The sequence below is a fragment of the Janthinobacterium silvisoli genome (assembly GCF_014200725.1).
In the GTDB taxonomy this organism is placed as follows: domain Bacteria; phylum Pseudomonadota; class Gammaproteobacteria; order Burkholderiales; family Burkholderiaceae_D; genus Janthinobacterium.
Genome location: NZ_JACHCL010000002.1, coordinates 739,369 through 763,646, shown reverse-complemented (window position 1 = coordinate 763,646; position 24,278 = coordinate 739,369). Strand labels below are relative to the sequence as shown.

The 24,278-nt window shown below is 62.6% G+C and carries 18 protein-coding genes; 7 read left to right on the top strand and 11 right to left on the bottom strand.

The annotated features are described in order from the left end of the window. Positions 1 to 3: 3 nt before the first annotated feature. Positions 4 to 1,143 (bottom strand): sigma-54-dependent Fis family transcriptional regulator, encoded by a 1,140-nt coding sequence (locus HDE75_RS13570; protein ID WP_183677170.1) that lies wholly within the window; start codon positions 1,141 to 1,143, stop codon positions 4 to 6. Positions 1,144 to 1,334: 191 nt separating this feature from the next. On the opposite strand from HDE75_RS13570, the gene HDE75_RS13565 reads away from it, so the two are divergent. Beyond that, a complete protein-coding gene (locus HDE75_RS13565; protein ID WP_183677171.1) occupies positions 1,335 to 2,885 on the top strand; it encodes a CHASE2 domain-containing protein in 1,551 nt (516 codons plus the stop codon). 47 nt (positions 2,886 to 2,932) lie between these two features. Next, the gene (locus HDE75_RS13560) at positions 2,933 to 4,258 is read left to right on the top strand and encodes a serine hydrolase domain-containing protein (RefSeq protein ID WP_183677172.1); all 1,326 of its coding nucleotides are present in this window, start codon (positions 2,933 to 2,935) and stop codon (positions 4,256 to 4,258) included. A 1-nt stretch (position 4,259) separates the two neighbouring features. Here the strand turns inward: HDE75_RS13560 and HDE75_RS13555 are convergent, their stop codons facing one another. Continuing rightward, positions 4,260 to 5,651: a CoA transferase gene (locus tag HDE75_RS13555; protein ID WP_183677173.1), complete on the bottom strand. Its 1,392-nt coding sequence runs from the start codon at positions 5,649 to 5,651 to the stop codon at positions 4,260 to 4,262. An 87-nt stretch (positions 5,652 to 5,738) separates the two neighbouring features. Between HDE75_RS13555 and HDE75_RS13550 the strand changes: the two genes are divergently transcribed. Continuing rightward, complete coding sequence (locus tag HDE75_RS13550; protein ID WP_183677174.1) at positions 5,739 to 6,938, top strand: citrate synthase family protein; 1,200 nt, start codon at positions 5,739 to 5,741, stop codon at positions 6,936 to 6,938. Here HDE75_RS13550 and HDE75_RS13545 read toward each other — a convergent pair whose 3' ends face one another. From HDE75_RS13545 to HDE75_RS13535, 3 genes are read right to left on the bottom strand one after another with little or no spacing between them, the layout of a single operon-like run. Continuing rightward, positions 6,939 to 9,716 carry an Hsp70 family protein gene (locus HDE75_RS13545; protein ID WP_183677175.1) on the bottom strand — a complete coding sequence of 926 codons (2,778 nt, stop codon included), beginning with the start codon at positions 9,714 to 9,716 and terminating at the stop codon, positions 6,939 to 6,941. Positions 9,717 to 9,718: 2 nt separating this feature from the next. After that, the gene (locus HDE75_RS13540; protein ID WP_183677176.1) at positions 9,719 to 11,590 is read right to left on the bottom strand and encodes an Hsp70 family protein; all 1,872 of its coding nucleotides are present in this window, start codon (positions 11,588 to 11,590) and stop codon (positions 9,719 to 9,721) included. Beyond that, entirely contained in the window at positions 11,587 to 12,174 is a 588-nt protein-coding gene (locus tag HDE75_RS13535; RefSeq protein ID WP_183677177.1) for a DUF2760 domain-containing protein, read from the bottom strand. The genes HDE75_RS13540 and HDE75_RS13535 overlap by 4 nt, the downstream gene beginning before the upstream one ends. A gap of 299 nt (positions 12,175 to 12,473) precedes the next feature. Between HDE75_RS13535 and HDE75_RS13530 the strand changes: the two genes are divergently transcribed. Continuing rightward, complete coding sequence (locus HDE75_RS13530) at positions 12,474 to 13,256, top strand: DUF4349 domain-containing protein (RefSeq protein WP_183677178.1); 783 nt, start codon at positions 12,474 to 12,476, stop codon at positions 13,254 to 13,256. A gap of 82 nt (positions 13,257 to 13,338) precedes the next feature. Here the strand turns inward: HDE75_RS13530 and HDE75_RS13525 are convergent, their stop codons facing one another. Genes HDE75_RS13525 through HDE75_RS13515 form a run of 3 tightly spaced genes read right to left on the bottom strand, consistent with a single transcriptional unit; the run spans position 13,339 to position 14,753 of the window. After that, entirely contained in the window at positions 13,339 to 13,923 is a 585-nt protein-coding gene (locus HDE75_RS13525) for a chromate transporter (RefSeq protein ID WP_183677179.1), read from the bottom strand. After that, positions 13,920 to 14,534 carry a chromate transporter gene (locus HDE75_RS13520; RefSeq protein ID WP_183677180.1) on the bottom strand — a complete coding sequence of 205 codons (615 nt, stop codon included), beginning with the start codon at positions 14,532 to 14,534 and terminating at the stop codon, positions 13,920 to 13,922. Before HDE75_RS13520 ends, HDE75_RS13525 begins: the two co-directional genes overlap by 4 nt. A 6-nt stretch (positions 14,535 to 14,540) precedes the next feature. Then, positions 14,541 to 14,753, bottom strand: a complete 213-nt coding sequence (locus HDE75_RS13515; protein WP_183677181.1) for a hypothetical protein — start codon at positions 14,751 to 14,753, stop codon at positions 14,541 to 14,543. Here HDE75_RS13515 and HDE75_RS13510 point away from each other — a divergent pair. Then, positions 14,752 to 14,973, top strand: a complete 222-nt coding sequence (locus HDE75_RS13510) for a hypothetical protein (RefSeq protein ID WP_183677182.1) — start codon at positions 14,752 to 14,754, stop codon at positions 14,971 to 14,973. The two genes, HDE75_RS13515 and HDE75_RS13510, sit on opposite strands and share 2 nt — an antisense overlap. 404 nt (positions 14,974 to 15,377) lie before the next feature. Here the strand turns inward: HDE75_RS13510 and HDE75_RS13505 are convergent, their stop codons facing one another. Then, positions 15,378 to 15,962 carry a response regulator gene (locus tag HDE75_RS13505; protein WP_260174034.1) on the bottom strand — a complete coding sequence of 195 codons (585 nt, stop codon included), beginning with the start codon at positions 15,960 to 15,962 and terminating at the stop codon, positions 15,378 to 15,380. Between the two features lie 385 nt (positions 15,963 to 16,347). Next, positions 16,348 to 16,899: a phosphohydrolase gene (locus tag HDE75_RS13500; protein WP_183677183.1), complete on the bottom strand. Its 552-nt coding sequence runs from the start codon at positions 16,897 to 16,899 to the stop codon at positions 16,348 to 16,350. 202 nt (positions 16,900 to 17,101) lie between these two features. Between HDE75_RS13500 and HDE75_RS13495 the strand changes: the two genes are divergently transcribed. Beyond that, on the top strand, positions 17,102 to 20,218 hold the full coding sequence (locus tag HDE75_RS13495; RefSeq protein WP_183677184.1) for an NAD(P)-binding protein: 3,117 nt from the start codon (positions 17,102 to 17,104) through the stop codon (positions 20,216 to 20,218). A 136-nt stretch (positions 20,219 to 20,354) separates the two neighbouring features. Beyond that, positions 20,355 to 21,257, top strand: coding sequence for an alpha/beta hydrolase (locus tag HDE75_RS13490; protein WP_183677185.1), 903 nt, complete (start codon positions 20,355 to 20,357; stop codon positions 21,255 to 21,257). Positions 21,258 to 21,283: 26 nt separating this feature from the next. On the opposite strand, the gene HDE75_RS13485 is transcribed toward HDE75_RS13490, so the two are convergent. Continuing rightward, complete coding sequence (locus tag HDE75_RS13485) at positions 21,284 to 24,154, bottom strand: hybrid sensor histidine kinase/response regulator (RefSeq protein WP_183677186.1); 2,871 nt, start codon at positions 24,152 to 24,154, stop codon at positions 21,284 to 21,286. Positions 24,155 to 24,278: the final 124 nt, after the last annotated feature.

Here is a 24,278-nt window from a genome sequence, read left to right as displayed (position 1 = left end):
TGCCTATTGCCTGTGTGGCGGCACGATATGCAGGTATTTCATGCGGCGGTACAAGGTCGCGCGCGAGATGCCCAGCATGGCGGCTGCCTGTAGTGGGCGCCACTTGGTGGCGCTCATGGCGTTGATGATGCGCGTGCGCTCGGCCAGCTCCTGTTCGCTGTAGTTTTCCGTCACGGGGGCGGTGGGCGTTGGCCGTATGCTTACCCGCGCAGGCGTGCTGCGGATCGGTGCACGCACGCGGGCATGCAGCCAGGCGCCGCTGGCGACCAGGCGCAAGGACAGCAGGTGATGGCTGGCGCGCGCATCGAAGAGGCGCTCTGGCCGCAGGTCGAACACCTCGGCGACAGGACGGGGGAGGCAGGCAAGACCTTCGATAGCCTGGCGCGCGCAGCGGTTGGCCGCCACGATGCTACCCTGTGCATCGACGGCGATCAGCATTTCCGGCTGCACCTCGGCGAAGTGGCGGTTGCGGTGCGCCAGCAGGATACTGCAATGGCTGTAGGACTTGATAAAATAGCCATCTTCGATCAAGGTGGCGCTTTGCCGCACCAGCTGCTTGACAAGGCGCTGGCTGTCGCGCGCATCGGGCGAGGCCAGCGCGGAGGCGTCGAGCACGCCGATCAAGTCGCCGTGTGGTGAAAAGATGGGGGCAGCGCTGCAGGTCAGGCCCGTGAACGCGGCACGGAAATGGTCGGTTTTATGCACGGTGATCGCTTCGTGGTCCAGCAGCACGGAAGCGACGCCGCACGTGCCTTCTTCGTCTTCTGACCAACAGGAACCGAGGTAGAGGCCCGCCTTCCTGAATTGCTTGCGCTGGTCCTGGTCAACCGCGTAGTCAATGGTCACGCCATGCGCATTGGCCAGGATGACGCAGTAGCCGGCCTCGCGCACCATGACGTGCAGGCGCGGCAGGCAGTCTCCCGTCGACCGTAAAAAGCCTTCTTCCGCCTGCTGGATGGCCCGTAATTCTGCGCCGCTGAGAATGCGCGGCCCGGTGGTGGACGCCGGGTCGAGCCGGTAGTCGTTCAGGGAACGGCGGTAGGACGAGGCTAGCCTGGCCGCATCGGCGCCGGGGTTGACGATCCTGCCGGCGATCAGGTCGCGCACCCGGTCGATATGGCTGGTTTGGCGGACGTAGGGCATGGTCCTCTCCTTGGTCTCGTGTCTCTTTTATCGTTCCCTGTTTGTAGCACGAAGGGCCAGACACTGCATTCTGCGTTGCAGCATAAGCCGGCGATGAGACGATCGTCTCAGTCTGGTCTGCGTCTAGCGTGCCCGGCCCCGTCTGGCTTCTCTGATAACATCGATTACATCAAGGCGTGAGGGGATGCACAGTGAGTCCAGACTATCCTGACCAGCAAGACCATGCCCGGCCTACGCTTGCACGGCGTTTGCTGTGGCCTGTCGCCCAGGCCGGATCGGCGTTCAAGCTGACCGGCACGCACTTGCTGCACCATGTAATCGGCGCGAGCCTGATCGCCGCGCTGATGCTGGCGCTGGAAGGTTTTCATGTGCTTGAATGGCTGGACGCCGCCATGCTGCGCACCAGTGCCGAACAGGGACAGCTGCTGCGCAAGGGCGCGGACCCGGGGCGCGCTTACCGGCCTGGCATCATTGAAATCGACCAGCCTGCATTTGAACAGGTGTTCAAGGAACGCGAACCGCTCGAAAGCACGCGTCTGGAGCAGTTGCTGGCCAGCGTGGCCCAGCGTGGCAGCCAGGTGCTGGCCATCGATCTGGACCTGGCGCCTGCCGTGTACGAGCAACAACTGCCTGGCGGGCGGCCGCTGGACCGTGTGCTTGACTCGCTGGCCAGGGACGGCCATCAGCTGGTGCTGATCTTGCCCGAACAGTCCGACCAGAACACGAATTTAAGCTGGATAAGGACACGCTGCGCGGCCGGCGTGCATTTCGCCAGCCCGCAGATCCGCGAACGCATGGGCGCCGTCACGCGCATCGAAGTAAAAAGCCCGGTGCTGGCGGCCGTGGCGTTTGAGCTGGCGCATGGTACGCAAGGGCAGGAGCAGAAGCAGCCGATGCCGGCTGCCCTGTCTGAACAAAAGGAAGTGGCTGGCCTGGCCAACCGCGTCTGCCAGCTGGCCGAGCGTACGGGCAGTGAAAAGGAGTTGGCGCGCTGGGCCTTCGAGCCTGTCATCCATGGGGACGCCGAGGATGCGGCCGAACAGAATGCGGTCACGGCGCCGTTTCATCCATCGGCCATGGCGATCGCCTTCCTGGATCCCGCGCGGGCCAGGGTGCGCTTGCTTGATGGCCGCGCCGGCGTGGCGGCGGATGCGCCGCGCAAGCAGGTGGTTTTCATCGGCGCCACCTACGACGTGCGCGACCGCTACACGACCGCCGAAGGTGAACAAGCCGGATTACACCTGCACGCCGCTGCCTATACCTCGCTGGGCATCGGCACAGCCGACGTGAATAAATACGTAGTGTTCGTGGCCGATATCGTCATCGGCGTGCTGCTCGGCTGCCTGTTTGGCGGCTTGTGGACTTTGTACGGCAGGGCCGAACTGGCCATCGATAAACGCATGGCGGGCCACGATGCTGGCCGTCTGCAGCGCATGGGCACTCTGGCTGAATTTTATGGCATCCGCGTGATGCTGGTGATCGTATGGGCTTCGCCTTTCATCATCGCCGCGCTGGCGATTTACGCCTCGCGTGGTTTGCTGGAGCAGGGCTGGTGGGTCAATCCCGGCCCACTGATCGCGGGCATGTTCCTGCATGCGATGTCGCTGCGCGACGAAGCCCACCACCCGCATGAGGAAGTCGCTGGCTTGAACGTGTGGCAGCAGCTGCGCCGCACGCATCCCGGCATCGTGCTGGTGCAGGCGCCGCTGGCGCTGATCCTGTTGATCGTGGCCTTGCTGTAGCACGGCGATGGCTCGAGTATGTCGATGTATAACAAGGAGGGTATGGCATGACGCATTTTCCTGGCCTGCAAGGTATGGCCGTTACACTGCTGCTGGCATCGTTTTGTACCGTGCAGGCGGCTGAAACTCCACCACCACTATCAGCTGCTGCCAGCGATCCGGCCAGCTTGCGCTGGATGGTGGGGGCGCCGCCGCCAGCCGACAAAATCATCCGCTTCGACGATGGCAGTTATTTTAATTTCCCGCAGTTGCGCTGGAGCGTGTCGCATTTTCGCCAGCTGATGCCGACGGTGAACGTGGCGCGTGGCCTGGGTGCGCCGGTGCCGCTGGCGCGCGCACTGCGCAGCGATATCGACGGCCTGCGCTTTACCCCGCTGGGCGCGAAAGACACGATGACGTGGGAGCAGTCGTTAGGCGCCAATTACACGGACGGGATCCTGGTGCTGCACCGTGGCCGCATCGTTTATGAGCGCTATTTTGGCGTGTTGTCGGAGAGCGGCCAGCATGGCGCCATGTCGGTGACGAAATCCGTGATCGGGGTGTTGGGGGCGACCCTGGTGGCCGAGGGCAAGCTCGATGCGAACCGCAAGGTGGCCGACTATGTGCCTGAACTGGCGCAATCGGCCTTCGGTGACGCTACCGTGCGCCAGGTGCTGGACATGACCACCGGCCTGAAATTCAGCGAAGACTACGCCGACCCCAAGGCCGAAGTGTGGCAGCATGCGGCGGCTGGCAGTCCGCTGCCAAAACCTGCGGATTACACGGGCCCGCGCAGTTATTTCGAGTATTTGCAAACGGTGGCCCACCAGGGCCGGCATGGCGAGGCCTTCGGCTATAAAACCGTCAATTCCGATGTGCTGGGCTGGATCATCGCCAGGGTGACGGGCAAGAGCGTCAACGATTACCTGTCCGAGCGTATCTGGAGCCGCCTGGGCGCCGAGCAGGATGCCTATATGACCGTCGATTCGACGGGCACGCCATTTTCCGGCGGTGGCTTGAATACGGGCTTGCGCGACCTGGCGCGCTTGGGCGAAATGCTGCGCAACGATGGCCGCTACCAGGGCCGACAGATCGTGCCGAAAGCGGTCGTCGACGATATCCGCCGTGGCGGCGACAAGCAGTTGTTCGCCAAGGGCGGCTACGATTTGCTGCAAGGCTGGAGCTACCGCGACATGTGGTGGGTCACGCATAACGACCATGGCGCCTATATGGCGCGTGGCGTGTATGGCCAGCGCATCTACATCGATCCGAAAGCGGAAATGGTTATCGTGCGCTATGCTTCCACGCCGACGGCCGCCAATGCGGCCAACGACCCGGTCACCATCCCCGCGTTCGAGGCGCTGGGCCGCCTGCTGCTGGCCCAGCCTAAGTGACTCAGACCCAGCTTGCCTCATAAGCGTCCAGCGGCGAGGGCGGCAAGGCAAAGTAGGGTGGTGTGTCCGCCATTTCCTCTGCGGGGGTAATCGCGCTGATGCGGCCGAATGGCGAGTCCGTTTCGGCTCTCCAGGCCGCGACTTCCTCCGCGCCCAGTTCGGGCTGTTCCAGGCCGCCATCCGCCGCCCCCATCGCTTGCAGCCAGGCGCCCGTCTGTGCCAGTGACAGCCTGACTCGCCAGCCACCGCCTGCCACAGCGCGCCGTTTCAAGGCTGCCATCGCGCCCAGCGCGGCGATATAGCCGCTGGCGTGATCGAGCGCCTGGCAAGGCAGTTTGCCTGGCTGCGCCAGCCCCTGGGCCTGGCCTTCGGCCCAGGCAATGCCGCTGGCCGATTGCACCAGGCTGTCAAAACCGCGCCGCTGCGCCCATGGTCCTGCATGGCTGTAGGCTGACAGGCATACTTCGATCAAGCCCGGTTTTAATGCCTGCAATTCGGCAGTCGAAAAGCCGCGCGCTTCCAGTGAACCGGGCCGGTAGGCGTGGATAAAGATGTCGGCGCCACGTATCAGTTCACGCAGGCGCTCGCGCTCCGATTCCTGGCGCAGGTCCAGCTGGGCCGGGCGCTTGCCGCGCCCCGTATCGATCACCAGCGCCGGGATATTTGGTAAATGCGCGGCACTGATCGCCAGCACATCGGCGCCGTGCTGCGCAAGGGTACGTGCCCCAACGGGGGCGGCGATCACGCGCGACAGATCGAGTACGCGCAAGCCACCCAGGGGCCGGCCCTGGTGATCGGCAGGCAAGGGCAGTGGCGCCGTGTCGCTGACGCGCTCAATGTCAAACAGGGGCAAGCTGGCGATGGCTGCCGCCTGTGGGTGGGCTTGCCACTCCTGCGGGCTGCGTATCATTGCCGCACACAAGCCTTCCTGTGCCAGCCGTGCGTCGAGTTCCTCGGCTTTCCAATCCTTGATGGCGGCCGCCACGGCCTCGCGGCTGTCGGCGCATTGCAAGACGTTCAACACGCCATTGTGATGATGGGGGAAATTGGTGTGCAACTGTATCCAGCGGCCATCGCCAGCCTGGTAGTAGCCGGCGATCGGGCTCCATGGATCAGGCGCCGGCTTGCCATCGACCAGCAGGTAACGCTCGCTGCGGAACTGGGCCAGTGCATGGCGCTGGTCTACCAGTACATCCTGCTCGCGGCCTGTGCGCAAACGCCAGATTTCAGCCGCCATCAGCGCCTGCGCGCCTATCGTGGCGGAAGCTATCGGGCCGACATGGAAGGTGGAAGGCAGGGACAGGCCGGTATTGGAAAAGCGCAGGCGGTTCAAGGGCGCGGTGTCGTTTTCGGCCAGTGTCCACAGTGTATGCAGCGTGGTGTTCAATGTCATGATGGGCTCCTCAAGTGATGATTCAGTCTAAAATTGCGTAAGCGGGGCGTCAATCTTGATTCCCGCAATCGATATAAAGAAAAATCCATGAGCGAGCAGACTGTGAGCGCAAGCGAGGCTTGCCAGTTGCTGGGCGTGACGCCGGCCACCCTGTATTCCTATGTCAGCCGGGGCTTGCTGACGTCGCACGCCAGGGATGGTGAGCGCAGCAAGCATTATGCGCGCGATGAAGTCTTGCGCCTGGCCGCACGGCGCAAGGATGGCCGCCGGGCTGGCCATGTGGCGCAGCAGGCGATAGACTGGGGTACGCCGGTGCTCGAATCGCGCATCACCCAGATCGAACATGGCGTGATGCGTTACCGGGGCCGCGATGCAATGGCGCTGGCCCGCCATGCCACCCTGGAAGAAACGGCCTGCGTGTTGTGGGAGGCCGCAGATACCGATCCTTTCTTTCATGCCGCCGATATCGCGGCGCCGGCGCACTGGCCTGTCTTGCGCGAAGCCATGCGGGATCGCTTGCCCCTGGAACGGGCGATGGCGCTGCTGGCCGCATGGCCGCCAATGCCCGATCTGACGGGAGCGCAGTGGATGCGTATCCTGGCCGCCGCGCTGCTCGACACCGATATCGGCAGCGCACCGCTGCACGTGCAATGCCGCATGGCCTGGGCATTGGAGACCAGTGTTGATACCGTGCTGCGCGCCGCGCTGGTGGCCTGCGCCGATCATGAATTGAATGTGTCGGCCTTTACCGTGCGCTGCGTGACCTCGGCGGGCGTGGGCTTGCCCGGCTCCCTGACAGCAGGACTGGCGGCAGTCAGCGGCCCGCGCCACAGCGGTGACACCTTGCGCGTGCGCGAGCTGATCGAGTTTGTGATGGCCAGCGGCGATATCGCTGTCGGCCTGGGCGAACGCATTGCGCAGGCTGATCACCTCGGTTTTGCCGATATCCTGCCCGGTTTTGGCCATCCCCTGTACCCGGAACCGGCCGGCGATCCGCGTGGCCGGCTGATGCTCGATTTGCTGCAGCAGCATGCGCCCCAGATGGAAAGACTGCAGCCGCTGCTGGCGATTACCGCCACCGGCAGTGCCTTGACGGGCCAGTCCGCGAACGTGGATTTCGGCCTGGCGGCCATCGAATATGCGCTGGATTTGCCGCGTGGCGCCGCGCAGACTTTATTCGTACTGGGCCGCAGCGCCGGATGGATCGCCCACGCGATGGAACAGGCTGCATCGGGAAGCTTGATACGGCCGCGTGCGCGCTATGTGGGGCAGTTTGAAGCGGGTTGATCAGCTGATCAGCTTCAAGCCCGGCGGCAGCGCCTCGCCCAGTATGCGTTTGGTAGCCGCTTCGTCCAGTTGCGCCACTTCTTGCACCATGGTGACCCAGGTGGCCGGTGCGCCCACGGCTTTTAATCGCGTGATGACGGTGCTGCGCAGTGCGTCGCCGATGTCGCGCGAGCGGTCGCCTGTCATGCGGGCCAGGTGGGCGGCGGCGAAGGCGGCGGGTTCCACTTTTTTCCAGTCCAGCGCCAGCAGCACGTCCAGCCATTCGGCCACGGTGTCGGCGGCGACCACTTCGTGCGCGCTGCCGTGGAAGGGCTGGCGCGTGCCGACCCTGGCCAGCGCCCACAGGCTGTGCGCATCGGCGGCTTCCATCTTGCTGGCCGACTTTTCCAGCCGCTTCAATAACCAGGCGCCCACTTCAGCCTTGTAGGCGCCGGGGATGCGTTCGAGCGAGGCGCCCAGGCGCAGCATGTCGTCGTCGCTGCCGTTGACCAGCGTGACGGGGCGGCTGCTGCGCTGCGCCGCATCGGCTTGCAGATTGAAAGCGAAATCGTCGAGCAGGCGCAGTTGCTGTTCCGTGGCGAGGCCGCCGGCCACGCGGCGCCACAGGGTCCACCATTCGCTGCAAACCTGGTGATCCTTGTGCTGCTGCACGCCCGTGTCGAACAGTGCCCACAATTGTTCCATGCGCCAGTCATCGAGCGGTTCGCCATAACCGGGGCGCAGACAGTAGCCGGCCAGGTTCAGCCACACTTTTTCATGGTCCGCCGAACGGCGCCGGCCCTTGGCCCTTTGCAGCAAGGCGTCGAACAGCTGGCGCAGCAGGGGCGCGGGCCATTGTTCGCGTGCGCCCAGGCCCTGTTCCAGGTGCTGGCGCAGCTGGCGCACTTCCTTGGCTTCGACTTTTTGCGCCTTGCCGCCAAAGATGCGGTCGATTTTCTCCAGCGCCTGCGCCAGGCGGGGAGATGCTGCTTCCGCCTCGCTGGCAGCATCTTGCTGTTCTGTGCGCAGCTGGAATTCCAGCAGCCAGCGTTGACTGCTGTCTTCCTGTGCCACGCAATGCACTTCCAGGGTGCCGACTTCCGTCATCACGGTAGCGAGCTGTACGGTGATCTCTCGCTTGTCGTTTGCGCCATCGTGCCCATGCAGCACGCTGGCCATGGGGGGCAGGCGTACGTAGTCGCCGGCGTTCAGATCGACGATGTCGCCCAGCTTGGCTGCGGCGCCTGCTGCGGAAGTCGATGACGCCAGGTGGAAGCGCACGGGCCGGCCCAGACGCAGTGCAAAGACGCGCTCGGACAATCTGAGCTCTTCGCCGCTGGCGCTGCCGCGCGGCAGGATACAGACGGCGCGGTGATCCTTGCCCGCTTCGCCCAGCACCAGGAAATAGCTGCGCGCTGAACCACCTGCGATGCGCGGCGCCTGGCCGCGGCGGGCCAGCGCATAGGCGACGGCGCCACGCGCCACGGCCACGTCAGGATTGTCGTTGTGCAGAATAGTCAGCGGTACACCGCGCCAGCGCGCCAGGGTATCAGCCAGGCGGCGGGCCAGCGCATCGGCGCGGAACACGCCGCCATTGAGCAGCACCGTATCCGGCAGCTCGCCCTGGTGCTGTTGCAAGAAGCTGGCCAGATGGCGCGTGATGGCCGCATCCTGGGCATAGGGCAGGCCGAATTCGACGATGCCAGTACGGGCTTTCTTTGCGATCTCGTCTTGTTCCACCAGCGGGAAAAAGCCGTCGACCACCATGGCTGCCACTTCTTCACGCGTAATGTCGACGGAGCGGCTGCCGCCTATCAGGCGCGAACCGGCGCCCAGCAGGGTGACGGTGTTTTTTTCGGGCGCGTCTTTGGATAACAGTAGCTCCTTGGCGGCGCGGCAGCGTTCCATCAGCTGCGACAAGCGCGCGGCGGACAAACGCATGCCGTCTTCGGCACCTGCGGCCATGCGTGTTTCCACCAGGTGGGCCAGCGCCAGGTCCATATTGTCGCCACCGAGTATCAAATGGTTGCCCACGCCGGTGCGGGCCAGCTGCGGTTCTTCACCGTCGAATGTGACATCGATCAGGCTGAAATCGGTGGTGCCGCCACCTACGTCGCACACCAGAATGCGGCGCGTATTGGCCAGGTCCGCATGCAGGGTAGCGCGCCGTCGGTGCAGGAAATCATAAAACGCCGCTTGCGGTTCTTCTACCAGCCGCAAGCTGGGCAGGCCTGCCATGCGCGCCGCTGCCAGGGTCAGCGCGCGGGCGCCTTCATCGAACGAGGCGGGGATGGTCAGCACCAGTTCCTGGGCTTCCAGCGGTGCTTGCGGGTGGCGGTGATTCCAGGCGGCGCGCACATGGGCCAGGTAGCTGGCGCTGGCTGACACTGGCGACACTTTCGGTACATCGGGATCGGCGCCCCAGGGCAGGATGGGCGCCTGGCGGTCAACATTGACATGCGACAGCCAGCTCTTGGCGCTGGCCACCAGGCGGCCGGGCACTTGTCCGCCCAGTTGCCGCGCCAGGGTGCCCAGCACCGCTTGATCGACGCCCGCCAGATCTTGCTGCAGCCATGGCAAGGGCACGTCGCCTGCCGCCAGTTCGCCAGCGGCAGGGTGAAAGCGCAAGGAGGGCAGCAGGGTCCGCGGCGCCACTTCGCCGGGCGCCACCAGTTGCTCGATCTCGAACAGGCGGATGCCTGCGGCGGGATCGTTGGCGTCGGCATAAGCCACCACCGTATTGGTGGTGCCAAGGTCGATGCCGACCAGATAGTCCGGCTGCCCCTTTGCGCTACCCATGCTTATTGCTGCGGCGTGCCGCGCACGTCGAATTCCACTTTCCAGCGCTCGGCGCCGTCAAGGGAAACGGCCAGCAATTCCAGGGTGCCAGCTTCAGTCACGCGGGCGTGCAGCCTGACTTGCACCACGTCGCCGGCCTGGCGGCCTTCAGCGGACAGGGTCGCCTGGATTTCGCTCAATTCCTGCAGTTCGTCCGGGCCCCAGAAGTCCAGCAGGTCGCCGATCTGGTCGTTGCGTCGCGTGGACGAGGCGAAGAAGCGGAAGTGCACGGGTTCGCCGACCACCAGGCCGAATTGCTGGCCTGGCAGTTCCAGTTCGCTGCCTTCTTCCATGCCGAATGGCGCTACGCACAGAGCCTGGATCGGCGGTTCCATGCCGGGGATGGCCGGCATGGCCGATTCGATCGCCACATAGAAAGAGCTGGCCGTGCCGCCGCGGATGCGCACGCCATGGCCGCGCCGCACGTAGCTGTAATAGGCAGCGCCGCGCGCGACCGCCAGGTCCAGGTCGGCGCCGGCCAGCATGCGTGCCGGTTCCGCGCCTTCCATGTAGAGCCAGTCGTTGACGGTGGCCATGATGCGCTGTACCAGCAGGTCGGACTTGAAGACGCCGCCGTTGAACAGCACGGCGGTCGGATGCAAGAAGGTGGCGTCTTGCGACTGGCGGCCGGCAAAGCCTTCCAGCTCATTGGTCGCCGCCACTTGCCGGCCCAAAAAGGCTGCCAGGTGGCGCGTGATGGCGGCGTCTTGCGCGTAGGGCAAGCCCAGTTGCGTCAGGCCGGCGCGGGTGCGCACGGCAGGGCGGCTCGATGCTTCCACCTGCGGGAAGAAGCCGTCGAGAATAAAGGTCGATACTTCGGACCGCGTCAGTTCCGTGCGGATCGAGCCACCGATCAGTTTCGAGCCACGGCTGGGCACCACGATGGGGGCTGTATCGAGGCCGCTGTCGGCCAGCAGGCTTTCCTTGGCGCTGCGGCAGCCATAGGTCAGCGCGCGCATTTGCCAGGCGTCGAGCTGGGTGCCATTGGCAGCCAGCTTGCGCGCCACCAGGTGGGCCAGGGCCAGGTCCATATTGTCGCCACCCAGCAGGATGTGTTCGCCCACGGCCACGCGGTGCGGTTCCAGCACGCCGTCGCGTTCGAGCACGGCGATCAGCGAAAAGTCGCTGGTGCCGCCGCCCACGTCGACGACTAAAATGATGTCGCCCGGCTTGACGTCCTTGCGCCAGCGGCCTTCGCTGGTCTGGATCCAGCTGTACAGGGCTGCTTGCGGTTCTTCCAGCAGGGTCAGGGACGTGTAGCCGGCCGCTTGCGCCGCTTCCATTGTCAGTTCGCGCGCGGCCGGGTCGAACGAGGCGGGAATCGTGACGGTGATTTCCTGTTCCGCGAACGGCGCTTGCGGATGAGCGTTATCCCAGGCCTGGCGCAAATGTGTCAGGTAGCGGGTAGCCGCCGTGATCGGCGAAATGCGCGCCACTTCTGCCGGCGCGTCGCTCGGCAAAATGGCGGCGCGGCGGTCCACGCCTGGGTGGCACAGCCAGCTCTTGGCGCTCGACACCAGGCGGATCGGCGTGGTGGCGCCACGGCTGCGGGCCATTTCACCGACCACGAAGGGGGCTTGTGCTTCCTGTGTGACCCAGGGCAGGGCCAGGTCGCCAGCAGCCACTTCATCGGCGTGCGGCAGGTAGACGAATGATGGCAGCAGCGACAGTTCTTCGACTGTGCCCGGGGCCGACAATTGCGGCACTTTCAGCACGCCATGGCTGGACTTTTCGCCATCGCTCTCGCTCAGGTTCACATACGACAGGGCGCTGTGGGTGGTGCCCAGGTCGATACCGATGGCATAGCGTGCGCTGGTGTTATTGATGTCGCTCACAGTTCCACCTCGGCTGGCGCCAGAATGGCTGCATCGTGCTGCTCGCTCAGTTTCGGCAGGCGTACGCTGGACGCGCGCCAGCCGCGATGGCTCAATGTGCCCTTGAATGGGGCCGAACCGACCACGTTGCCTGTCAGGCGCACGCTGGCTGAGTCAAAACCTTCGTTCAAGACAATGCGGCTGCCCTCGGCTTCCTGGCGCACGGCTTCGATGGTGAAGTATTCGCGCATGACCTTGGCGCAGCCTTCGTGTACCACGCGGGCTGCCGCACCGATATCGGCGTCGGCATGGCTGCCCAGGTTTTCTTGCGTAAAGTCGATCAGGCGCGCTTCGCGTTGCAGCAGGGCCAGCAATTGCAGGGCGGCGTCTGGCGTGGCTTCTTTTAATATGACGGGAGCAGGCGCAGGAACATGCACGGGTGCCGGTGCAGGCGCGGGTGCCACTGGCGCTACCGGTGCAACTTCGGGCAGCGACAGTTTTTCCACGCGGGCAGCATAGGCGGCGTCGGACAGGGCGCTGAAGAAGGCGCCGAAAGCCAGCGGGACTCTGCGCCAGAATGAGGGATGGGACGATGATGCGTTCATGGGATACTCGTTTCTCTGATCTGTAGGGTGGCGTCGGCGGCGCGCCTGTGGCGTGGCCGCTTCGCAAGGTCTTGCATGGGCCGGACCGCGTTGGCCGGCTGGCGTTGCCCGCATGATACCAGCTAGAGCGCTTGTGCCAAAGTCGCCGCCCCTCGCGCAACCCGCGCCTGGCGCCCACTCTTTTTGTTTTTTCGCAAGGAAACGATGGATTTTCTATTGTTTCGACTAAAATCTCCGCTTGGCATTTTCATATGCTTGTCATGCGGACATTATCCTTATAAAAATCAAAGAGAGTGGAAATGCGGAAAATTGTCTTAACCGTCGCTGTCAGCTTGTTATTGACTGCTTGCGGCAAGTCCGGCCCGTATCAAGCGGTCGAAACGCGCGTGATCGATGAGCGCAAAGGCAATGAATTCCTTGCCTATGAGCACAGCATCGACGTGGCAACGGGCCAAGCGCAGATGTTGCCCCTGTATCAAAAAGTCATCGCTGCCTGCAAGGCCGATACGGAAAACAGCTGCCTGCTGCTCGATTCGAGCATCGCCAGCGGGCGTTATGTCCACGCGCGCATCAGCCTGCGGGCCAAGCCGGACGGCATCAAAAAGATGATGGCGCTGGTCGGCAAGGAAGGTGAAGTGACCAGCCAGGGCACCAAGGTGGAGGATTTGGGCCGCCCCGTGCTCGATAGCCGCAAGCGCCTGGACATGCTGCGCCAGTACCAGGCGCAGCTGCAGGAACTGGAAAAGCGCTCGGGCAAGGATGTGGACGCCCTGATCAAGGTGACGAAAGAGCTGGCCACCGTGCAGGCGGAACTGGAACAGGCGACGGCGGCCGATGCGCTCCTGATGCAGCGCATCAACACAGATTTGCTGAACGTGTCCCTCAGCGCGGAAGGCAAGCAATCGTTCTGGACGCCCGTCAAGCGCTCGCTGGGCAATTTTACGGACAACCTGTCGGAAGGTGTGGCCAACGCCATCACGGCGCTGGCCTATATGCTGCCGTGGCTGCTGGCCTTTGTGTTGCTGTTTCCGTTGGGACGCAAGGGGTGGCGCCGGCTGCGAGGGGCGCCAAGCAAGCAATAGCGTCTTTCCCTGGTTCAGGAGCCTGGCGGGCTGGATTAATCCTGTGAAGATACCGTCCATGGCCTGCTTTCAGTCAATAACATTACACCAGCTGGAACCACCCCAGTACGGCGCCCGCCGCCAGTAGCCACAGCAGGTGGATGCGCGTGCGCCAGATGATCAGGCCGGCAACGATAGACAAGGTCCACAGCGGCCAGTCGGTGCCGGGATTGTGGTTGGCGCCACCGAGGATCATGCCGGTGGAAAATAGCAGGGCGATGACGATGGGCACCATGCCTTGCTTGAAGGCACGCACACCGCGCAGGTCGCGGTTGCGGTAGCCCCATTGGGCCGCCACATAGGTCAGGGTAGTGCTGGGCAACATGATGCCGACCATGGTGACGAAGACGCCCAGGTAGGCGGCTGCGTAGCTGCCCGCGTTCAACCCCACGTTCCAGCCCATCAGCGCGACGAACAATACATTGGGGCCCGGTGCGGCTTGGGCGATGGCGACCGATTCATTGAATTGGGCCTGCGTCAGCCAGCCATGCTGCTCCACCAAAAAACGGTGCATTTCGGAGGTGGTGGAAATGGCGCCGCCGATCGACATCAGCGACAGCATCAGGTAGTGGCCGAACAGGCTCAGCCAGTCTCCCGTGCCGAGCACCAGGTGGATCGGCGGGTTCATGGCGCCAGCTTCTGGTAGGTCAGCACGCAGCCCAGGCCGCCCAGGCCCAGCAGGATATAGAACAGTGGCCAGTGCAAGATGGCTACCATCAGCACGCCCAGCACGCTGATCGGCACGGTCAGCCACAGCGGCAGCGGATGCTTGTTCAGCGCGGCGGCCAGTTTCAATCCGGTAGCGCCTATCATGCCAGCCGAGACGGCGGCCATGCCGCGCAGCGCGCCGATTACTTGAGGGTGAGCACCGAAGCGCGTGTACAGCACGCCCAGTATCAGCACGATCACGAGCGGCGCGGCCAGCATGCCGGCCAGTGCCGTCAGGGCGCCTTTCAGTCCGAAATAGCGGCCGCCTACCATCAGTGACAGGTTGGCAACGTTGGGTCCGGGCATGATTTGCGCCACTGCCCAGTCTTCCAGGAATTCTTCCTGGGTCAGCCAGCGCTTGCGCTCGACCAGTTCACGCTGGACCACCGCCAGCACGCCGCCAAACCCTTGCAGGGCCAGCCAGGTAAAGGAGAAAAACAGGTCGGCAAGCGAGGCTGGCCGGGGACGCAGGGCGGGCTCAGTGTCGCTGCTAGCCGCGTTGACTGTGGGGGATGGCAGAGGAGGGTGCATGCCCGATTATCGCTGCGCCAGCGCGCGCTTGTCCACGGTTTTTCCAGCGTGCGGTTTCCTGAAGAGTCCGTGTGGAAAAAGTCGGGCTTCATGTTTGCCTGTCATTGACATCGAGAATTTATCGGCAATACTTTCGCTGTCTTTCACGCGCTGGTCCATGTATGCCATGCACCAGGGCACTCCTTCCGCCTTTCCCTTCTGCAGGAGCAAGCCCATCATGCCTAGTTCTTCTCAAACATTGCATATGCCGGTTAGCAAGTTGATGCCCCATGCACGCACCAATCAAAAGATGTGCGACATCGTCAATATGGGTATCGCCGTGCAGGCAGCGTTCAGTACCTTGTGCGCGCTGGAATACCTGAAGTCATACAATATCGACCCTGAATTGATCGAGCGGGTGCTGTTGCAGCCAGAACGCAGACGCGCTGCGCTGCACTGACAATGAATGTTGCTGCAGAGCATAATCAACAGTTGTCGGATTGATCATTGTGGCTTAGTTATGCACAAATGATGGGTTAGCGAAATTCGCGAAATAATTTTGCTGTGATTATCTGTGATTTTGTAAGTCTTTGATTTTGAATGATTTTATTTTTGCTGTTTGATTGAGCAGTTTATTGAAAGCCGCACTGGCTGTGGCTTTGAGGGCTGTCAATAGGCCCTTATCCACAAAGATATCCACAGTCCGTGTGGATATCTGAAAAATAGCTTAACAATCCGCCACTTAGATGATTTTGATCAAAACGGGGCGTTTAGCCGCTTATGCGCAAGGCGCAGATGGTGAGCAAGACAGGACTGTATGCCCATCCAGTGTGCAATTTTTTTAACCAGAAGTCGCTGCTCAAATCAGTGGCGATCAGCTTGCTGATCCAGGGCGGCCTCCAGTTCCGCCACTTGCTGCTGCGCTTCACGCAGGCTGGCGTAGGTGCGCAGCGAGGAGATGACGGTAGTGAACAGTTTGCGCGTGGTCAGGTCGGTCTTGCACCAGAAATCATTGATATCGTAGTCGAGGATGATGCGGTGCTCCAGCGCCTGCCCCGGCTGGCCCGTGCGCAGGATGATGCGCACGCTGCTGTTATGTAATTCTTCGCGGATCTTGCGCGCCACGTGCAGGCCCGCATCCTGGCTTTCCATGATCACATCGAGCAACACCACCGCCACGTCGGGTGTGCTGCGCAGTACGGCCAGCGCCTCGGCGCCTGAATAGGCGTGCAGGAAACTGAGCCGCCGTCCCTGGAAGCTGGCCTGGCTGAGGGCGAACTTGGTGACCACGTGCACGTCGACATCGTCGTCGACGATCAGCACGCGCCATGGTGCCGCTGCCTGGGCCGAGTCCGAGATCTCGCCGCTGCCGGGCAGGGTATCGTCCACCAGCCAGTCGGGATCGTCAGCCGCCGTGGCGGCGCTTGCGCTTTCTGTATTGGCGTTCATGCTTCTCCCCACAGTGATCATGCGGTGTGAGACCCGCACCATGTCAGTGTGCACGCTTTCTCAAAAAGGTGCAGGCAAGCGTACGAGGGGGCTTGCCGGTGCCTGACCTGGTGCTTGCTTATGCACAGAAAAATATATTTTTCATGAATTGGCGAAACTTTGTTCTCGTGCAAAATCCACGTTGCAAGTCATTGATTTTAATCAGTAAAAATATTGCCTGTGAAAACAGCAAATTGTTGAAAGCCGCATTAATACTGGCTTTGCGGCTTGTCAAGAGGGGTTTATCAACAACTTTATCCACAGTTGCTGTGGATATCTAAAAAAGTCCTGTAAAAACGCGGACTTAGCTTTGGAGGCTGATGAGTTGGGTGCGGCGTCATGGGATCTACACTAGCGTGCTATCGCTGCCCTGGCCCTGCAACTGCGCAAAACATTGCAAGAAATGTTGCTTGGCGACACTGGGATCCATGGCCACAATTATACCGGGCAAGGGCGCGATACCGTCAAGGTAAGCCCAGCGTTCGGCGGAATGCGGCATCAGGTCGCGCTTTTCTGTCGCCAGCGCGATCAGGTCGGCCCGCTTGATGGGGGCGTAATCGGAAAAGTCGAGGCCATAGGTGGCTGCAATGATGGCGCTGACCTTGTCTTCCAGTGCGGCGAATTCCGGCAGCAATACTTTTAATGGTTTCACCATATCCCCCAGGTAGGCTTCGGCCGCGTCGTGCAGCAAGGCCGCCAGCTTGAGTCGCGGCGGCACCAGTTCGGCCACGATCAGGCTGTGCTGGGCGACCGAGTAAAACACTTGCGTCTGGCCATTGAAGCGGCACTGGTAAGCCAGTCCGTGCGCGATATCTTCGATGGCTACCTTGTCGATATGCGGCCGCAGCGGATAAAAACGGTTGCCAGAATACGTGGATACATAGTCGGTCGTGATCATCTCCGTCGTCTTCATTATCATTGCGCAGTGAAAGTTGTCAGGTGTCCATGCTACACCCGGGACCTTCAGGGTGCCGTCCCGCTTTCCATTGCTGAGCCTATGCATATTGGCAAATTGTTTAATTTATTTCATATCATTAATCTTTCATTCTCTGGCACACTAAGAGAACATTGTTTGATTGAAATCAAAACAAGGGTGGGATATGACGGCAAGACCTTCTTATATTTACCAGGGCGGTTCGGTGATGATGCATTCGCCGCTGCAATTGAAACAGTCTGAAATGTATGGTTATTTCGTCAAGGGAGACCTGGCGAAACTGCAAGCGACTGTCAACACCACCCTGAACCAGGTAGCGGGCAAGCACATGACCTTGAAGGCCTTGTCGCCCTATGTGATGCTGACCTTTACGCGGGTCAATCACGCCGATTCCGCCAACCCGGTCGACCAGGCCAAGGGCTGGATCACGGAAGTCGATATCGTGACCTGGATCATGGTGGGCCAGATGGATGCCAAGGGCAAGCTGGCCCAAATCTATTGGTACCCCTGCCATATTTTTGTTGACGATGCGATGGCCCTGATCAACGGGCGCGAGCTGTTCGGCTACCCGAAATACCTGTGCGAATACGAGATTCCCGCCGCCGGCAGCGAGCCGCTGCGCTGTTCCGTGGCGGCCAAGGGTTTCCAGCATTTTTCACCGGAAACGAAGCTGGCGCTGCATCCGCTGCTGGAAGTCAATGCTACCGTGCAAAAGGGGCCGCACAAGCCCGTCAACAGTTTCCTGGAACTCATCGAACAGGCGTTCAAGATCTTTTTGTCCATCCCGGATTTCTTCGATATGGATGCAGCTGGCTGGCAGGATATCTTGTCGCTGCTGCGTAATCCCCGTATCGACCAGATCTTCCTCAAGCAATTTCCCGACAGCGCGGGCGTGAAAGCCGTGTACCAGGCGCTGGTGGCGGCGCCGGCTACCATCAACCGCCTGCACAGCGCGCGCCTGCTTGGGTTTGAGTACGAATGCACCTTGCACGCCTTCGACAGTTTTCCGCTCAATGACACCCTGGGCCTGAAGCTGGGACCGCAGCAGGCTATTTTGCCCTTCAATGTGAATTTTGACTTCACGGCCATGCCGGGCGAAGAACTGGTCGACAATTCACGCGTCGCGCCGGAAAAGATCGTCATCCTTGGCGGTGGCGTGGCCTCCATGACGGCGGCCTACTATCTGACCAATCAGCCGGGCTGGCAAAACGAGCGCGAGATCACGGTGTACCAGCTGGGCTGGCGCCTCGGTGGCAAGGGCGCCAGCGGACGCAATGCCGCCATCGGCCAGCGCATCGAGGAACACGGCCTGCATATCTGGTTCGGCTTCTACACCAATGCCTTCAGGATGATCAAGGAAGCCTATGCCAGCCTGCAGCGGCCAGCCGGCTCGCCGCTGGCCACCTGGCGCGACGCCTTCAAGCAGCACGATTACGTGGCCTTGTCGGAAGACGTCAAGGGCGGCTGGCGCAACTGGTCCATCGTTTTCCCTACCTTGCCGGGCGAGCCGGGTGTCGGTGGCGAAGACATCACCCTATGGCAGATGGCGGTGGCCATGGTGGGCTGGATCGAACAGTGGATAGGCGAGATCCGCAAGGTGGCTGCGGCCGATGCGCGGGTCGCCACGACCAGCGATAACAATGGTAGTTGGCCAGCCTGGCTGCGCCGCCTGGCAGACGAGGCGGTGGGCAAGGTGGATGAACTGGGGCTGGACGTGGGCTTGTCGGTGGGCGCGCTGGTAGCGCTGGTGGCTGACCTGGCGCCTGATTCGCGACGCCACGACGTGGCCCGCCACCAGCTGCTGGCCAGCAGCCTGAGCGGCATCCGTACCTGGCTGCGCCTGCGCTACCGCAGCAAAATCGATGGCGACGATACCTTGCGCCGGCTGTTTACCTGCCTGGACCTGGGCATCACGGTCATGAAGGGCATGTTTGAAGACGGCGTGTTCAAGCACGGCTTCGATGTCATCAACGATATCGATTTCCGCGCCTGGCTGCGCAAGCATGGCGGCGATGAACAGTTCAGCGTCAACTCGGCGCCCGTGCGCGGCTTTTACGACCTGGTGTTTGCCTACGAAGGCGGCGATTTCGGCAAGCCCAATATCGAGGCGGGCACCCTGCTGCGGGCGATGGCGCGCATCGGCCTGGCCTACAAGGGCGGCATCATGTTCAAGATGCAGGCCGGCATGGGCGACACGATTTTTACGCCGCTGTACGAAGTGCTGCAAAAGCGCGGCGTCAAGTTCAGGTTCTTCCAGCGCGTGGAAGAGCTGGTGCCGCTGCACGGCGAGATCGACAGCATCCGCATCACCGAGCAGGTGCAACTGAGGGATACGGCTGCCGGCTACGCGCCGCTGGTCGATGTGAAGGGACTGGCCTGCTGGCCCAGCGGACCCGATTACGCACAGATCGAGCCAGCGCAGGCGGCCCTGCTGCAAGCAAAAGACATCAACCTGGAATCGTACTGGAGCGACTGGCCGCAGCAATACCAGCAGGCGTTTGGCCAGCCGCTGCCCGTGACGGTGTTGCAGAAGGGTGTCGATTTCGACAAGGTGGTGTTCGGCATTTCCATCGGCTCGCTGCCGGCCCTGTGCCCGCAATTGCTGGAGCAAAGCCCGGCCCTGCAACTGGCGGCCGACAAGGTAAAAACGGTGGCCACGCAGGCTTATCAGGTCTGGCTGAACAAGGATTTAAGGCAGATGGGCTGGGTGTATCAACCGAAAGGCCAGCAGCCGGTACTGTCGGCCTTCACGGAACCGTACGATACCTGGGCGCCGATGGACCAGTTGCTGGCGCACGAAGACTGGCCGGTGGGCCGGGAGCCGAAGAACGTGTCTTATTTTTGCAGCGCGTTTCCCATCGATAGCTATCCGCCCGTGACGGACACGGATTTCCCCGCCCGCTGCGCGGAAAGGGCGAAGCAGGGCGCCTTGCACCAGTTAAGTACGCAGATCGCTGCCTTGTGGCCGGAAGCGCGGGAAGTTGCCTTCCCCTGGCAATGGCTGATCGACGCCAAAGAAGGTAGCGGCCCGGCGCGCTTCGACAGCCAGTACTGGCGCGCCAACGTCGACCCATCCGAGCGCTACGTGATGTCGGTGGTGGGCAGCACGCAATACCGGCTGGCGACCGAGCAATCGGGCTTTGCCAACCTGTTCCTCACGGGCGACTGGATCAAAACGGGCTTGAACGCGGGCTGCGTGGAAGCGGCCGTGATGGCGGGCATGCAGACCTCGCGCGCGATGACGGGGTATCCAGCCGTGATCCAGGGCGAGAAGGATTTTTGAGCGCTGAGCAAACCGGGTGCGTGGCCTGCTGGCAGGGTGCGCACTTTTCATCTGCACGTTACAGTTTGCTGACATATTCCCTGGCGCCTGCTTGTTATGATGGCGCTTCCCTGTCCCTGGTCTTTTTGGAGCGCGCATGAAAAGTCTATCCCTGTTTGTTCTGTTTGCCACCGCCCTGGGCAGCGCCGCCGCGCAGCAAACGGCCACCATTCCCTTGTGGCCAGGCTCGCCTCCGGGCGGTGCGGCGCCCGGGCCCCAGCGTGAAACCGGCAAAGGCTCGATCACCCAGGTGGCCCAGCCGTATCTGATCGTGCACCGCGCCGCGCAACCCAACGGGACGGCTGTGCTCTTGATCAGCGGCGGCGGTTATGCGCATATCGAAGAGGGCAAGGAAAGCGGGCCGGCGGCGGCCTGGCTGCAGTCGCAAGGCATCAGCGCGTTCGAGCTGGTGTACCGGCTGCCGCAAGAAGGCGGCGGCGTGACGGCGCCGTTCCAGGATGGCCAGCGCGCCATGCGGCTGATCCGCGCGCACGCCAGCGAGTGGCATATCGACCCTGCCCGCATCGGCATACTGGGCTTTTCTGCCGGTGGCCACCTGGCGGGCATGACGGCGGCCCGGCCGGCGGCGCTCTTGTATGCGCCGGTAGACAGCAGCGATGCGGTATCGGCGCGGCCTGACTTCGCCGTGCTGCTATACCCCGTGCTGACCATGCAAAAGCCCTATGACACCACGCATGCGAAGAAGGAACTGCTGGGTTCCCACCCCACGCGGGCCGAGCGCGACGCCATGTCGGTGGAGTTGCAGGTGACGTCCCGCATGCCGCCGACCTTCCTGGCGCAAGCCGAGGATGATCCGATCTCGCCACCTGAAAATAGCCGGCTGATGCACGACGCCCTGCGCAAGGCAGGCGTGCCCGTCAAACTGCATATGTTCCAGCAGGGTGGCCATGGCTGGGGGGTGGGCAAACCTGGCAGCGAGCCTGCCGTGTGGCCGCAATTGTTCCTGGAATGGGTGCGCGGCGAAGGGTTTTTACCTTGATTGAACGTTCAACGTTGAGCCTTCGTCTAGACGTCTTGCTGGCCCAAATCGCGGCGCGCTTCATCGAGCGCCGCCTGCACTTGCGGCAGCCGTTCTTCCACCTCGTCGAGCTGCCCGTCCGAGGCCAGGTTTTCCATCTGGTGGCACAGGCTGTGCAGGGTCGGATGGCTCAGGTAGCCGGCGCTGCCTTTCAAAGCATGGAAGGCGGCCGCTGCCGCGCTGGCATTGCCGTCACGGACGGCATGGCGCGCCAGGTCGAAGCGGCGCGGGGCTTCATCTAAAAAGGCCTGCGCGATGCGCTGCAAATGCTGCGGCGACAGGCCGGCCAGCGGCAGGATGTGCACGGGCTGGGTCAGCGGATCAGGCGGTAGCCCGTCGCTGGCGGCAGCGCCGTCTTCTGTGTCAGCCAGGCCAAACTGGCGCGCCAGCGCATCGTCTTCCAGCGCCGGCTCGGATGGTGGCGCTGGCACAGCTGGCGGCAGCGCATGGCCGCGCGCCAGCAGCAGGTCGATCACCGCATCGATTTTCTGGAACAGCAGCGTTTCATCGACCGGTTTGCTGAGGAAGTCGTCCATGCCCGCATCGAGGTAGCGCTGGCGGTCATGTTCGCTGGCGTTGGCCGTCAGCGCAATGATGGGAACCTGGGCGTCCGCAACACGATAATCGTCGCTGCCGCCGGCACGTATCAAACGCGTGGCCTGCTCGCCGTCCATCAGCGGCATGCGGCCATCCATCAGCACGCAGTCGTAGCGGTGGCTGGCCAGCGCGCGCAGCGCTTCGATGCCATTTTCCACCACGGTCACATCGTGGCCCATGCCTTCCAACAGCGTGCCGATGATGATCTGGTTGGTGCGCACATCTTCCGCGCACAGGATTTGCAGGCGGCAGGCATGGCGCGCGTGGTGCAGAGTCTGGCGGGCGTCCGGCGGCGGCGCAATGCCTTCGGCCAGCGGCAGGCTGAAATGGAAGCGCGAGCCGATGCCGACCCGGCTTTCCACGCCTATCGTACCTTGCATCAGTTCGACCAGCTCCTTGCAGATCGCCAGGCCCAGTCCCGTGCCACCATAGCGGCGCGTGGTGGAATGGTCGGCCTGCTCGAATTTCTGGAACAAGCGGGGCAGGGTGTCGGAATCGATGCCGGCGCCCGTGTCGCTGATGACGAATTCGATATCGTGGATCTGCCCGCGCTGGCCGCCGCGGCAACGCCGCACTTCCAGCAGCACTTCGCCATTGGCCGTAAACTTGATCGCATTGCCCAGCAGGTTGATCAGGATCTGGCGCAAGCGCGTGGGATCGGCGCGCACATAGCGGGGCAGGTCCAGCGCCAGTTCGCGGCGCAGCAGCAGGCTCTTGGCGTCGGCCTGGCCCTGCACGATGCCGGCCGCGTCGCCGATCAGCGCCAGCAAGTCGAAGTCCACCGTTTCCAGGGTCAGCTTGCCCGCGTCGATCTTGGAAAAATCGAGGATGTCGTTCAGGATGGTCAGCAGCGATACGCCATTGTGCAGGCCGATGCGCAGGTATTCCTGCGTACGGCCGCGAACTGACTGGTCGCGCAGGGCGAATTTGAGCATGCCGATCACGCCAGCGAGCGGCGTGCGGATGTCGTGGCTCATGGCTGATAGAAAATCGATGCGGTGGCGGCTGACCACTTCCGCGTGTTCCTTGGCCGCCAGCAGCGCTTCATTGCTCAGGGTGAGTGCCTGGGTACGCTCCTGCACCCGCTGCTCCAGATTGCTGCGCAGTACGCGGATCTGGTCGGCCAGCGCAAAGGCCAGCAGCAGGCCGTCGAGGGTGCCGCCCAGCAGGGTCAGCAGCTGGGCATTGCTGACTATGGCTGGAATCAGGCCCAGGTTGGCCGGCAGGATGATAAAGCCGGGCAGTATCAAGGAGATGAAGGCCAGCACGAAGAAGCGCGCCGGCTGGTAACCGCGCCGCCAGACGACGATGCCGCAGGTCAGCGCCAGCACCATCCAGATGGTAATGGCAATGGTGGCCAGCGCATGTGCGTATTGCAGCGCGAAAAAGCAGCTGGGCAAGAGCAGCAGCGGCAGTATCAGATTGATTTTGCTGATGCGGGCCAGGCGTGGCGAATATTCATCCAGGCGCAGGAAGTGTGTATAGAACAGGGTGCTCAAGACGGGTAGCAGGAAGAAGGGCACGTAGTGCAGCTTCAGCATGCGCCAGTCGAACAGGTCGGCGAAGACGTGGAAGGTCATGGCCCAGGCCACGCCATAGGTCAGCACGTAGAGCGCGTAGTAGAACGAGGCTTTTTCCCGGGTGATGGAAAAGATGAAGAAATTGAACAGGCCCAGCGCCAGCAGGGCGCCGAACGAGGCCTCCATCAGGAAGTTTTCGCGGCCGACCAGCTTGCGGTAAGTCTCTTGTGGCGTCACGGCGAACAGGGGCGCGCGCGCATAGTAGGGACTGGAAAAGCGGATCAGCACGCGGTAGGTTTCGCCCGGTTCCAGCAGCACGTTCTTGCCATAGTGGAGCAAATAGTCGTGCTGCTGCTGGTAGCCTGACAGCAAGGTCAGCGGTACTCCGGGTTCGTCGGGTTCGTAGATGTGGATCGCCACCTGGTCGATCAGGGTGTCGTTCGGGTCGATCACCCAGTGCTGTTCGCCGCTGTCGTTGCGCACTTGCGCATACAGCCAGTAAGCGCCGCCGAACAGATTGACTTCCTTTGCCGGCCGCAAGCTGGCCAGCCAGGCCGGCAAGGCTGCCGTGGTTGGCGGCGTGCTGGTTTCGCCTGCCGGAGGCGTGTCGTCGGCATAAAACAGCTGGCCGCCATCGCCGAGATGATGGATCCCCTGTACCGTCAATGGAAAGGGCTGTGGCACACCTTGTGCGCGTGCCAAGCCTGGCAGGCATAGCAATACAATCGAGCACAATGCCATCGCCAGCCATATCGTCAGCCACCTCGCCTGCCGGAAAAGGGCAGGCCTGTCATGCTGGAGTGAGGATAGTTGGGCTGGCATCGGTCAGGTCGGTAATGGCGCTCGGTATGCAAGCGGCAAGCCC

Excerpts from the sequence above, each read along its gene's own strand:
- HDE75_RS13525 (WP_183677179.1), bottom strand. The coding sequence starts at position 13,923 with ATGAACCCGCCGATCCACCTGGTGCTCGGCACGGGAGACTGGCTGAGC.
- HDE75_RS13560 (WP_183677172.1), top strand. The coding sequence starts at position 2,933 with ATGACGCATTTTCCTGGCCTGCAAGGTATGGCCGTTACACTGCTGCTG.
- HDE75_RS13550 (WP_183677174.1), top strand. The coding sequence starts at position 5,739 with ATGAGCGAGCAGACTGTGAGCGCAAGCGAGGCTTGCCAGTTGCTGGGC.
- HDE75_RS13495 (WP_183677184.1), top strand. The coding sequence starts at position 17,102 with ATGACGGCAAGACCTTCTTATATTTACCAGGGCGGTTCGGTGATGATG.
- HDE75_RS13490 (WP_183677185.1), top strand. The coding sequence starts at position 20,355 with ATGAAAAGTCTATCCCTGTTTGTTCTGTTTGCCACCGCCCTGGGCAGC.
- HDE75_RS13530 (WP_183677178.1), top strand. The coding sequence starts at position 12,474 with ATGCGGAAAATTGTCTTAACCGTCGCTGTCAGCTTGTTATTGACTGCT.
- HDE75_RS13570 (WP_183677170.1), bottom strand. The coding sequence starts at position 1,143 with ATGCCCTACGTCCGCCAAACCAGCCATATCGACCGGGTGCGCGACCTG.
- HDE75_RS13515 (WP_183677181.1), bottom strand. The coding sequence starts at position 14,753 with ATGATGGGCTTGCTCCTGCAGAAGGGAAAGGCGGAAGGAGTGCCCTGG.
- HDE75_RS13505 (WP_260174034.1), bottom strand. The coding sequence starts at position 15,962 with ATGAACGCCAATACAGAAAGCGCAAGCGCCGCCACGGCGGCTGACGAT.
- HDE75_RS13555 (WP_183677173.1), bottom strand. The coding sequence starts at position 5,651 with ATGACATTGAACACCACGCTGCATACACTGTGGACACTGGCCGAAAAC.
- HDE75_RS13545 (WP_183677175.1), bottom strand. The coding sequence starts at position 9,716 with ATGGGTAGCGCAAAGGGGCAGCCGGACTATCTGGTCGGCATCGACCTT.
- HDE75_RS13520 (WP_183677180.1), bottom strand. The coding sequence starts at position 14,534 with ATGCACCCTCCTCTGCCATCCCCCACAGTCAACGCGGCTAGCAGCGAC.
- HDE75_RS13485 (WP_183677186.1), bottom strand. The coding sequence starts at position 24,154 with ATGGCATTGTGCTCGATTGTATTGCTATGCCTGCCAGGCTTGGCACGC.
- HDE75_RS13500 (WP_183677183.1), bottom strand. The coding sequence starts at position 16,899 with ATGATCACGACCGACTATGTATCCACGTATTCTGGCAACCGTTTTTAT.
- HDE75_RS13510 (WP_183677182.1), top strand. The coding sequence starts at position 14,752 with ATGCCTAGTTCTTCTCAAACATTGCATATGCCGGTTAGCAAGTTGATG.
- HDE75_RS13535 (WP_183677177.1), bottom strand. The coding sequence starts at position 12,174 with ATGAACGCATCATCGTCCCATCCCTCATTCTGGCGCAGAGTCCCGCTG.